Source organism: Staphylococcus caprae (genome assembly GCF_002902725.1).
Taxonomy (GTDB): domain Bacteria; phylum Bacillota; class Bacilli; order Staphylococcales; family Staphylococcaceae; genus Staphylococcus; species Staphylococcus caprae.
The window spans coordinates 101,439-113,713 of record NZ_PPRT01000038.1 but is presented as its reverse complement, the minus strand read 5'-3'; the positions used below and the strand labels follow the sequence as shown (position 1 = coordinate 113,713).

12 protein-coding genes and 1 pseudogene are annotated in these 12,275 nt (G+C 31.6%); 12 read left to right on the top strand and 1 reads right to left on the bottom strand.

What is annotated here, in order from left to right:
• The 7 genes and pseudogenes from CD155_RS13025 to phoU form a co-directional block, all read left to right on the top strand.
• A pseudogene (locus tag CD155_RS13025) lies at positions 1–298 on the top strand (hypothetical protein); the annotation flags it as partial.
• Positions 299–314: 16 nt separating this feature from the next.
• Positions 315–974: a DUF443 domain-containing protein gene (locus CD155_RS08505; RefSeq protein ID WP_172605828.1), complete on the top strand. Its 660-nt coding sequence runs from the start codon at positions 315–317 to the stop codon at positions 972–974.
• Positions 975–1,633: 659 nt separating this feature from the next.
• Positions 1,634–2,629, top strand: a complete 996-nt coding sequence (locus tag CD155_RS08500; RefSeq protein ID WP_002442795.1) for a PstS family phosphate ABC transporter substrate-binding protein — start codon at positions 1,634–1,636, stop codon at positions 2,627–2,629.
• A gap of 207 nt (positions 2,630–2,836) precedes the next feature.
• On the top strand, positions 2,837–3,763 hold the full coding sequence (gene pstC / locus CD155_RS08495; protein ID WP_002442792.1) for a phosphate ABC transporter permease subunit PstC: 927 nt from the start codon (positions 2,837–2,839) through the stop codon (positions 3,761–3,763).
• A 1-nt stretch (position 3,764) separates the two neighbouring features.
• Positions 3,765–4,670 carry a phosphate ABC transporter permease PstA gene (gene pstA, locus CD155_RS08490; RefSeq protein ID WP_002442790.1) on the top strand — a complete coding sequence of 302 codons (906 nt, stop codon included), beginning with the start codon at positions 3,765–3,767 and terminating at the stop codon, positions 4,668–4,670.
• An 87-nt stretch (positions 4,671–4,757) separates the two neighbouring features.
• A complete protein-coding gene (gene pstB, locus CD155_RS08485) occupies positions 4,758–5,636 on the top strand; it encodes a phosphate ABC transporter ATP-binding protein PstB (protein WP_002442788.1) in 879 nt (292 codons plus the stop codon).
• Between the two features lie 3 nt (positions 5,637–5,639).
• On the top strand, positions 5,640–6,287 hold the full coding sequence (gene phoU / locus CD155_RS08480; RefSeq protein ID WP_002442786.1) for a phosphate signaling complex protein PhoU: 648 nt from the start codon (positions 5,640–5,642) through the stop codon (positions 6,285–6,287).
• Positions 6,288–6,358: 71 nt separating this feature from the next.
• Here the strand turns inward: phoU and pepF are convergent, their stop codons facing one another.
• A complete protein-coding gene (gene pepF, locus CD155_RS08475) occupies positions 6,359–8,167 on the bottom strand; it encodes an oligoendopeptidase F (protein ID WP_103213064.1) in 1,809 nt (602 codons plus the stop codon).
• 275 nt (positions 8,168–8,442) lie between these two features.
• Here pepF and CD155_RS08470 point away from each other — a divergent pair, with 275 nt between their 5' ends.
• The 5 genes from CD155_RS08470 (at position 8,443) to CD155_RS08450 (ending at position 12,263) form a co-directional block, all read left to right on the top strand.
• Positions 8,443–8,793 (top strand): membrane protein, encoded by a 351-nt coding sequence (locus tag CD155_RS08470; RefSeq protein WP_002442782.1) that lies wholly within the window; start codon positions 8,443–8,445, stop codon positions 8,791–8,793.
• 193 nt (positions 8,794–8,986) lie between these two features.
• A complete protein-coding gene (gene nikB, locus CD155_RS08465) occupies positions 8,987–9,991 on the top strand; it encodes a nickel ABC transporter permease (RefSeq protein ID WP_103213063.1) in 1,005 nt (334 codons plus the stop codon).
• Complete coding sequence (gene nikC, locus CD155_RS08460; protein WP_103213062.1) at positions 9,981–10,826, top strand: nickel transporter permease; 846 nt, start codon at positions 9,981–9,983, stop codon at positions 10,824–10,826. The genes nikB and nikC overlap by 11 nt, the downstream gene beginning before the upstream one ends.
• Positions 10,798–11,571, top strand: coding sequence for an ATP-binding cassette domain-containing protein (locus tag CD155_RS08455; RefSeq protein WP_103213061.1), 774 nt, complete (start codon positions 10,798–10,800; stop codon positions 11,569–11,571). Before nikC ends, CD155_RS08455 begins: the two co-directional genes overlap by 29 nt.
• A 2-nt stretch (positions 11,572–11,573) precedes the next feature.
• Positions 11,574–12,263: an ATP-binding cassette domain-containing protein gene (locus tag CD155_RS08450; RefSeq protein ID WP_172605869.1), complete on the top strand. Its 690-nt coding sequence runs from the start codon at positions 11,574–11,576 to the stop codon at positions 12,261–12,263.
• The last annotated feature ends 12 nt before the right edge of the window (positions 12,264–12,275 follow it).

Here is a 12,275-nt window from a genome sequence, read left to right as displayed (position 1 = left end):
ATTTAAAATTGTGATTAATAAAAAAGATGAAAGAAAAATTGATATTTTAATAGAAAATGCTCAACAAAGTGCATATGTATGGCCTCATTTTTCTATTTTACTGTCAAATATTTTAATTGGTATATCTTCCACTATTTTTTTGCTAGCTACAATTTATGCGTTTTTATTTATGACTATTTCAAACTTTAGTTTTATTTTCTTAATCGCATTTTTATTTTTTATTATTTTATTTCAAAACAACATGCTTTACTCATATGTTGAAATCCACGGCAAGATGGGGGAAATTAAAAGGAAATGATAGTAGGGAATTTATTATGGACAAAAAATTAAAAAGACAAATAGAAATTAAAAGCATAAAAGGTAACAGTAAATATAAATTAATTAAATATGAGGGGAAAAACTATGTTATAGATCTCAATTCTAATAAATTGTCGTACATTTTCCCACTGCTAAATTACTTTACTCCTCATAAATTAATAGAAGTATCATTAAATGATATAAATAATGAAAAAAGTATAACTAAAAATGAAGATAAATTTAATGAAGCTTTATTAAGCTTAAGTGTTGGTATAACTGTTATTTTAGGAGTTTTATTAAGACCTTTATTTGATTATGGAAACTTTCCATCAAGTAGAATTTTCAACTTATTGATAATTCTACTAACAAATTTTGCTTTAATATTAACGAAATTTATTTTCGACAAAAGAAAACGTGATGTTTTAGCCTTAAGAAATGGAACTAATGTAAAACTTGCATACATTTTACCTAATTTTAAAATCGTTATTAAGAATACGGTACTTTATTTGATACTTTCTTTTCTATATTTGATGTCTTTAATTGCATTTTATTCTATGGAAAATTCTAATATATTTTTCATACTAACAATGATTATATTTTTGTTACTTATTTTATTTCAGAATATTAGACTATATGGAAAAATAAAGATTTACGGAAAGATATCTGAAATAAATTGAATGAGCTAAGTTATATAAACAAGATTTTGTTCACAAAACAAAGAGTGAAAAATAATCCTTATTATTTTTACTTCTTCTATATGAATTTTTATTTTCAAAGATGTCCAACTATTTATACATCTTTGGTATTATCGTATTTTTCTTTATAATATTATTTCAAAATTCTATTCTCTACGGTCAAACTAAAATTGAAGGCACAATGGGAAAAATTAAAGGAAAATGATAGTTAGTACTGTTTATTTAAAAGAAGGTTCTCAAAAATTAATAATTATAAATTTTAAACACCTTATTTTAGTTTAGACTAATTACCAAAACGCATTGCAAGATTAATGTCTTGTGATGCGTTTTTCTAACTCGACATAGTTTTCAATTTCTCGAAATTTTTGTATAAACCTCTTCTTTATTACTAGTGTTTTACTTCACAAACTCCACTCCAAATTTATTAACTCACGATAGCTAAATTTCGAGGTTTCTTTTCAACCAAATCCCATAAATATAAATTCCATCTATATCTCTATAAAACTCGCCATATCAACCTTTAAACATTCTTAACAAAAGATTTACAATTACTCTATTTTTAATTAACAAAAGGTATGTATCATAAAAACTGTAAGAAATACATATAACATTAGGGTTATTTATATTAGGAGGATGTATCAATGAAAAAGTGGCAATTAGTCGGTACTACTGTATTAGGAGCTTCGTTCTTACTAGGCGCTTGTGGCGGTAATAATGGAGGTTCTGGAAGTGGAAGCGATCTTAAAGGTTCTGCAAAAGGTGAAGGTTCATCAACAGTAGCTCCAATCGTTGAAAAATTAAACGAAAAATGGGCTAAAGATCATAAAGACGCTAAAATTTCTTCTGGCCAAGCTGGTACAGGTGCTGGATTCCAAAAATTCATTGCTGGCGAAACTGATTTCTCAGACGCTTCAAGACCTATTAAAGATGAAGAAAAGAAAAAATTAGAAGATAAAGGTATTAAATACCACGAATTCAAAATTGCACAAGATGGTGTAACAATTGCAGTTAACAAAGATAACGACTTTGTTAAAGAATTAACTAAATCTCAATTAAAAGAAATTTACTCTGGTAAAGCTAAAACATGGAAAGATGTTAACTCTAAATGGCCAGACAAAAAAATCAATGCCGTATCACCTAACTCAAGTCATGGTACTTACGACTTCTTCGAAGAGGAAGTAATGGACAAACAAGATATCAAAGCTGAGAAAAATGCTGATACAAACGCTATCGTTTCTTCAGTAACTAAAAACAAAGAAGGTATCGGTTACTTCGGTTATAACTTCTACGAACAAAATAAAGATAAATTAAAAGAAGTTAAAATCAAAGACGATAACGGCAAATTAACTGAACCAACTAAGAAAACAATCAAAAATGGTTCATACGCTTTAAGTAGACCATTATTCATCTACGTTAAAGATAAATCATTAAAAGATAACAAAGTAATGTCTGAATTTATGAAATTCGTTCTTAAAGATGAAGGTAAATCAGCTGAAGATGCTGGTTATGTAGCTTCACCTAAGAAAACTTATAAATCTGAGTTAAAAGAATTAAATAAATTCGTAGACAAACACAAAAAATCAGATAAGAAATCTGATAAAAAATCTGATGACAAAAAATCTGACGATAAAAAATAATATATAACGTACGAATTTTAAAGGGTTGGGAATTTGTGAAGGTATTTGACAAAGCGGTTAATCAACCGCTTTGTCTGTACTATTCAGCTTCAGGGAAGAGAATTGAGTCATTACTAAATGGTAGTTTAATTAGTACTCAACAATTCCCTTTAGCAATTCCCAATCTTTTTTTAAATTATTTTGGGAGATTAAGAAAGAGGGTTTTACATGGCTTCACAAACGAATGTTAGAGAAATGATAGCTAAGAATAATGCTAAAAAGGGTGGAGCAAGCGATAAAATCGTTCCAATTATTCTAGGTATTATTTCAGCTATTTCAATCTTAACGACAATTGCTATTTTATTCACTTTGTTAACTGAGACGATTACTTTCTTTACACGCGTACCATTTTCTAAATTCTTTTTATCTGGTACATGGAATCCTACAGGTTCTTCACCAGAATATGGTATTTGGGCTTTAATCATTGGTACCTTAAAAATTACAATCATTGCCACTATCGTTTCTGTTCCTATTGGTTTAGGTGCAGCTATTTACCTTAATGAATATGCAAGCGATAAAGCACGTAGAATTATTAAACCAATTTTGGAAATTTTAGCAGGTATTCCTACAATTGTATTCGGTTTCTTCGCCCTTACATTTGTAACACCGCTTTTAAGAAGTTTTATACCTATATTAGGTGAGTTTAACTCTATCAGTCCTGGAATCGTTGTTGGTATTATGATTGTTCCAGTTATTACAAGTATGAGTGAAGATGCAATGTCTTCAGTGCCAAATAAAATACGTGAGGGTGCTTACGGCTTAGGTGCAACTAAATTTGAAGTTGCTACTAAAGTTGTTTTACCTGCAGCCACTTCAGGAGTTGTTGCATCAATCGTATTAGGGATTTCAAGAGCAATTGGTGAAACAATGATCGTTTCACTAGCGGCTGGTAGTTCGCCAACTTCATCTCTAAGCTTAACAAGTTCAATTCAAACCATGACTGGATACATTGTAGAAGTCGCAACTGGTGATGCACCATTTGGTTCTGATATCTACTACAGTATCTATGCAGTAGGTTTCACTTTATTCATCTTTACTTTACTTATGAACCTACTTTCACAATGGATTTCAAAACGCTTCAGAGAGGAGTATTAATATGACAGCGACAACAAATTCTAATAATAAAACGTTAATCGACAAAAACAAAGTCGACAAAAATATTTCTACTCGAGATACTAAAAATAAAGTTAACAAATGGTTATTCTTCCTCTGTACGTTAATCGGTCTTGTTGTGTTAGTAGCATTATTAGCACAAACCATCATCAAAGGAGCCGGCCATTTAACACCTGAATTCTTTACTAATTTCTCTTCTTCAACACCTGCAGATGCTGGTGTTAAAGGGGCAGTCATTGGTTCAATCTGGTTAATTGTTAGTATCATTCCAATCACAATTATTCTAGGTATTGGTACTGCTATTTATTTAGAGGAATACGCAAAGGACAATATTTTTACAAGCATAGTAAAAATAAGTATTTCAAACTTAGCCGGTGTGCCTTCAATCGTATTTGGTCTTTTAGGTTACACACTTTTCGTTGGAGCAGCTGGAATGGGAAACAGTGTTTTAGCAGCTGCATTAACAATGTCATTACTTATTCTTCCAGTAATTATTGTTTCAAGCCAAGAAGCAATTAGAGCTGTACCCGGTTCTGTAAGAGAAGCCTCATTTGGTTTAGGTGCTAATAAATGGCAAACCATCAGAAAGGTTGTTTTACCAGCAGCACTACCTGGTATCTTAACTGGTTTCATTTTATCTTTATCACGTGCATTAGGCGAAACGGCACCACTTGTAGTTATTGGTATTCCTACAATTCTATTAGCTACACCAAGTGGACTATTAGATCAATTCTCTGCTTTACCAACTCAAATTTATACTTGGGCTAAAATGCCTCAAGCTGAATTCCAAAATGTGGCATCAGCAGGAATTATCGTATTACTTGTTATCTTATTAGCAATGAATGCAATTGCGATTCTTTTAAGAAATAAATTCAGTAAAAAATATTAATATAGCTTATTGGGAAAATTGTTATTTCAACGAAGAAAAGATTTGTTTCTTTACATCTTTTCCTCTATATAGAAGGAGTTTTTAATTATGGCTAATTCACAAGTCGCAGAAAAAAATAAATTAAGTGAACAAACTGACAAAACGAATGGTTCAGTCTCTACTATCGTGACTACTGAAAATGATAGAAAAGATACAACACCAGATAGTCAAAAGAATATTGTTTATTCAACACAAAATCTAGATTTATGGTATGGTGAAAATCACGCATTACAAAATATTAATTTAGATATCTTAGAAAACAATGTTACAGCGATTATCGGACCATCAGGTTGTGGTAAATCAACATATATCAAAGCACTCAATCGTATGGTTGAACTCGTACCTTCAGTTAAAACTGCAGGAAAAATTTTATATCGAGATCAAAATATCTTTGATCCGAAATACTCTAAAGAAAAGTTAAGAACTAACGTAGGAATGGTCTTCCAACAACCAAACCCATTCCCTAAATCAATTTATGATAATATCACTTATGGTCCTAAAACTCATGGCATTAAAAACAAAAAAGTTTTAGATGAAATCGTAGAAAAATCATTACGTGGCGCGGCAATTTGGGATGAATTAAAAGATAGATTACACACAAATGCTTATGGCTTATCAGGGGGGCAACAACAACGTGTTTGTATTGCAAGATGTTTAGCAATCGAACCGGATGTTATTTTAATGGATGAGCCTACATCAGCACTCGATCCAATTTCAACACTAAGAGTTGAAGAATTAGTACAAGAATTAAAAGAAAATTATTCAATTATTATGGTTACACACAATATGCAACAAGCTGCACGTGTATCTGATAAAACTGCTTTCTTCCTTAATGGTTATGTGAACGAATACGACGACACTGATAAAATCTTCTCTAATCCTTCTGATAAACAAACAGAAGATTATATTTCAGGACGTTTCGGATAATATATGGCAATCATTAGACATAAATACGAAGGTCAGCTAGATGAGTTAATTAAAGATTTACGTCGTCTTGGCCTTCGTGTTTATTTTAATATTAAAAATGCATTAGTGTCGTTAAGTGAGGAAAAGAGAACCTTCGCTAGAGAAACCATTGAAAAGGATAGAGAGATTAATCAATTAGATTATGAAATAAATGAAAAAGTGATTATGTTAATTACCAAACAGCAACCTATTGCTACGGATTTACGTATGATGATGGCTGCGTTAAAAATTTCAACAGACTTTGAAAGAATGGGAGATAATGCTGCGAGTATCGCGCACATTCGTCTAAGGGTTAAAATTAACGATGACTATGTATTTACACGTTTAAAAACGATGGGTAAATTAGCAATGCTCATGTTGGAAGATCTCAATACCGCTGTCAAAACAGAGGATTTAACATTAATTAAAGAAATTATTGAAAGAGATAAAGATATTGATGACTTATACATCAATATTGTTAACACAACTTATTTAATTGATAATGATCCATTTGTTGCTGGTCAGGCACATTTAGCTGCTCGACATTTAGAACGTATTGGAGACCATATTAGTAATATTGCCGAAAGCGTTTATTACTATTTAACAGGTGAACATTTTGATACATTTGATTAATAACAAATTATCGCCCCCATAGGCTTTAAGTCTATGAGGGCGATTTTTTGGTTATGAGAAAAAATTTTTAATTAGCCTGCTTCAATTTGATCTGTAAGAGTTTCTAGTTCTTCGACTAATTCCGAGATATATTTAATCGTCGCTTTTAACGGTGCTTCCGTTGTTATATCAACACCTGCTATTTGCGCTAACTCTACTGGTGATTTACTTCCGCCAGCTTTAAGTGTTTCTAACCATTGGTCTACAGCTGGTTGTCCTTCATTTTTAATCTTCTGAGAAACCACAGTACCAATTGTTAAACCTGCAGAGTAAGTATATGAGTACAATCCCATATAATAATGAGGTTGACGCATCCAAGTGAGTTCAACACCATCTGTCATCTCAACTGCATTGCCAAAGAATCTTTCATAAACATCTAACATAATCTTATTAAGAAGTGGGGCAGTAAGCGACTCTCCTTCATCTACTAATCTGTACACTTCACGCTGATATGCCGCTTCTAACAAGTGAGTTACCATATTGTGATAATACGTTCTAGAAAGTATAGAACCAATGACCCAACGTTTAAATTTAGGATCATCACTACTATTGAATAAATAATTTGCCATTAACATTTCATTCATCGTGGATGGCGCTTCGACAAAGTACATAGATGCTTCTGATTCTAATAAATTTTGATGTTTCTGCGCTAAAGTAAAATGACCAGCATGTCCTAGCTCATGAGCAAGCACAAAGGTTTCAGCCATTTTTCCTGTCCAAGAAATAAATACATATGAATGTGTAAAATAAGGACTCGCGCAATAAGCACCTGTGTCTTTTCCTTTATTTTGAGCAAAATCTATCCATCGATTGTCATAGGCAGATTCTAACATTTTCACATAATCTTCACCCAAAACATTTAAAGCGCCATAAATATATTTTTTAGACTCTTCAATTGAAATATCTGGTTCATAACTAGGATCGATAGATATCTTTAAATCTTCAAATCGCATTTTATCAAGTCCATGGACACGTTGGATTAACTTAGCATATCTTTGCATTACCGGAGCCAAATCACTCATAATAACGTCTATTTGACGATCAAACATGTCGCGTGTCACTTCTTGGTCTTGTAATAAGTAATCGATCACAGAATCATATCCACGCATATCTGCTTCAATTTTTTCTTGTTGAACTTGCATATTATACGTAGCTGCTGTTGTATTTTGATATTTGCGAATTGAGTCGCTAAATACTTTAAAACTCTTTATTCTAAATTCGGCATCTGGATTATCTTCATATTCATTTTCAAAAGTGGCATAATCGAGAGGGTAAGTCATACCATTATGCTCAAATGACTCAAAGTCAATGTCTAAACTTTTGGTTGTTCCATATAATTCAAAAGGACTTCTAAGTGTTGGCGTTAGAGTAGCCAATACTTGTTCTACTTCTGTAGATAGTTGATACGGCTTTCTATCTTTCAACTGTTTAATGAAGTGAGGATAATTCGATTGTTGTTGTAATTGATTTAACATGTCCTCAGGTAATGCTAAGATTTCAGAATCTACGAATGAGAGTAAGCCTGCTATTTTACCAGACATCGTATTCAATTTAGCATTTACTTTTTGCGCTTCTTCGTTAGTGGCATCTACGCTCACTCTTAGTTCGGGATAATTATAAAGACGATCCAATTGAATTAAAATATCTTCATAATCTTTAAGCGCACGTTCAACTGTTTCGATATCTTTAAGTTGATTTTGATATGTAGATTTGAACGCTTTAGAAGATTGGAGCACTTGATTAAGAGTTTGATAAAATGCTTCATCATTTTCAAAAAGGTCTTTCAAATCCCATGTTTCTTGAGTAGGGACATCCTTTCTTAAAGGTAAACCTTGTGTCATTGGGAACACTCCTTTGATATGTATTACCTTTATTATACAAAACTCAAGTCAGAATAACATTCGAAGCGTTTAGAGAAGGCAAGTATTCGTTTATCAAACATAAGAGTAGGGAATAATTAATTTAAGTATGTGAATAGGAGTAGGACAGAAATAATAAATGATGTCCCAATCTCTGAATATTCTTTAGGAACGTTACTTCTCTAGACTGAGTGGTTTAATTCAAATAAATAGTATAATAAAATTATTATTAAATGAACTAACAAGGAGATAGTATTATGACAATTTTTGATATGCCTAATTACTTATGGATTACTATCTTAGCAATGGTTTTATTAACAGTATTCTGTACATTAGTTTTACATAGATGGTTGATTGCCGCAGTAATTACATTTGTAGTTTTAGGTTTATTAGCATTCTTTATTCCTAATTTCCAACACATTTCTTATCAGCCGTTATTAGGTTACGCTGCTTTCTTAGCTTTAATGAGTTTAATCATTAGTTTCTTATTATGGTACTTTACACGTAAATGGAGACGAGAACGTAAGAAGAATAAACTTGAAAAAGAAATTCGTAAATATGAAGATGAAGAAGATTTAAAAATGTTAAGAGGGCGCCATCGTAAATAATATTTTGTAACTCAACGCTGTCTATTTACTTAGATGGCGTTGAGTTTTTTTGTTAAATTGGAGGGCTACATCGCTTATACTATTATTTTTTCAATGTGACTATTATAATAGGTAAATGACGATAAAAATAATTTAATGTAAAATTTCAATATATAAATAATTAATCCATTTAATACAGAAGGATGTTGCGAAGATGTTTAAAACAATCATTTCAAAAATATTGCAAATGATTATCGTGCTTTTTGTTTTAACAACAATCACATTTATTTTAATGAAATTATCACCAGGGAACCCAGTTAATAAAATTCTTCATCTTGATACCTCTCAAGTTTCACAATCTCAAATCAAAGCTACAGAACATCAATTAGGACTGGATCATTCTTTACTCAGTCAATGGTGGCATTGGTTCAGTCAATTATTAAAATTAAATTTAGGTACAAGTTATCAAACAGGTGCTCCAGTATCTAAAGAAATCATGAACTATATTGTTCCAACATTAATCATTACTTTTGGAACATTAATTTTATCTATGCTTGTTTCAATACCTTTAGGAGTGATAGCCGCAATAAATTATCACAAAACTTTAGACAAAATGATTCGAGTTTTAACTTCTTTATCTGTGAGCTTACCTTCATTTTTTATTGGTTTAATATTGTTATTTATTTTCAACCAAAAGTTAAATGTATTACCAACGTCAGAGGATGGATCAATAGCTGCGTATATTTTACCGATTATTACAATGAGTGTGGGTATGTGTGCATATTACATACGTCTTATACGCTCTAATTTATTAGAACAATATCGGAGTCCAGTTGTAGAAGCTTCTCGATTAAGAGGGATGTCAGAACGTTATATTTTATTTCATGATATTTTCAAACCTACTTTAATTCCTATTATTCCCTTATTAGGTCTGTCAGTAGGAAGCTTAATCGGAGGTACCGTCGTGATTGAAAATTTATTCGATATTCCAGGTTTAGGTTACTTTCTAGTCGATAGTATTAAGTCTAGAGATTATCCGGTCATTCAAGGTTGCGTACTCTTTATAGGATTTTTCGTTGTAATTATTAATACGATTGCTGATATAATCACTTTATTTATTGATCCTAAACAGCGTTACAATCGATCATCTAAGATAGATTTATTTAAGTTTGCACATCTGAGAAATTATAAAAAAGAAGGTGATGATAATGAAGCTTAAATTAACAAAGAAGAATCTCATTTTCTATGTGTTTAGTATCTATATATTTATAATTATCGCCCTTCAACTGTTTGTTAGTAATGATGCAGCTTTTAAAGTTAATTTATCAGAAACATTCGAGCCCATAAGTTTACATCACTTTTTAGGAACCGATGACTATGGTCGCGATTTATTTAGTCGACTCATCATAGGCGCACGAACAACTTTATTTGTTACTTTATTGACTTTACTTTTTACTGTTTTAATCGGCGTACCACTTGGTTTACTTTCAGGCTATCAAAAAGGTTGGATCGATTCGATTATCATGAGAATGATAGATATCGGTTTGAGTATACCTGAATTCGTCATTATGATTGCTTTAGCAAGTTTCTTCCATCCAAGCATATGGAATTTAGTGATTGCCATTACTGTTATAAAATGGATGAATTATACAAGGGTAACAAGAGGGATCGTCAATTCAGAAATGAATCTTTCCTATATAAAAATGGCCAAATTATTTAATGTATCAGCTTTTAATATTTTATTTAAACATTTATTACCTAAAGTGTTTCCATCCATTTTGGTTATTATGATTGTTGATTTTGGTAAAATTATTCTTTACATTAGTTCGTTGTCATTTTTAGGATTAGGCGCACAACCACCATCTCCAGAGTGGGGCGCTATGCTTCAAGCGGGACGTAACTTTATCACATCACATCCAATCATGATCATTGCACCAGCGACATTAATCTCGATAACGATATTAATCTTCAACTTAACCGGAGACGCTGTCAGAGATCGATTATTAGAGAAGAGAGGTGTCGAGTTTGACGCTTTTGAAAATAAAAAATCTTAACATTAGCGATTCTAATAATTATAAGTTAGTCCAAAACGTCGATTTAAATATTTATCAAGGAAAACTTAATGTTATTTTTGGCGAAAGTGGGGCAGGTAAGAGTCTCACAGCAAGGGCACTTTTGAAATATTTACCAGAAGGATTAAATATGACATATGATGAGTATGATTTTGGAGAAAATGCTACTAATATGAATCATCTTTTAGGTAAACAAATTGGTTATATTTCTCAGAATTATGCGCAAAGCTTTAATGAATACTCACGTCTAGATAAACAACTTATTGCAATATATCGAACACACTTTAATGTATCTAAAGAGGAGGCATTAAAGAACATTATCACTGCTTTAACTTGGGTTAATTTAAATGATTCTAGTATTATTAAAAAATACAGTTTTCAACTTTCTGGTGGTCAACTTGAACGTGTTTACATTGCTAGCGTGCTCATGTTGAAACCTCCACTTATCATTGCCGATGAACCTGTAGCATCTTTAGATGTCGTCAATGGTCATCAAATTATGCAAATGCTTAAACATATAGTTAAAGACCATCATCATACAGTGTTGTTAATTACTCACAATATGAATCACGTACTTAATTATGGAAATTATTTTAATGTTATGAGAAATGGTAGCATTGTTGAATCTGGCACAATTAGTAAACTTACTGAAAATGAAGTTACACATACGTATACAAAGCAATTATTAAAATACAGAAACACGTTAAGAAAGGATGGAAATCGTTGACTATCATAAAATTTGAAAATGTTCATTTTGGATATAGTAAAAACCATTCTGTTCTTAACGGTGTAAACTTTAAAATCGATAAAAATGAAAAAGTAGGGATATTAGGTGAAAGCGGGGCAGGTAAAAGTACTTTAAGTTCTTTAATATTAGGAGAGTTAAATCCTACGCGTGGACAAGTTAAAGTCAATTCAAAACGCGTACTCCCAGTATTTCAGCATGCCTTTGAAAGTTTTGATAGACATTATACAATCCAACAATCTCTTGAAGAACCACTCATTTTTTATAATAAAATGAAAACTTCGGAAATAAAGTCCAACTTACTAAAATATTTAGAATCATTTAGTTTATCAGAGCATTTGTTGCAAAAGTTTCCACGAGAAGTCAGTGGCGGTCAGTTACAAAGATTGAATATCATAAGATCACTCATTTCTCAGCCAGATATTTTGATATGTGATGAAATTACATCCAATCTAGATGTTGTAGCTGAGCAAAATGTTATTGATATTTTAATAAACGAAGACCACATCAATCCTAAAACCCTACTTGTTATCTCCCACGATCTTTCAGTTATTCAAAGACTGACGCAACGTGTGATTGTGTTAAAAGATGGAGAAGTGGTAGATGATTTTAAGATTGAGGATTTGTTCGATAAATCACGCCATCCGTATACTCAATTACTCATCAATTCTTAAAATAGCAAAAGC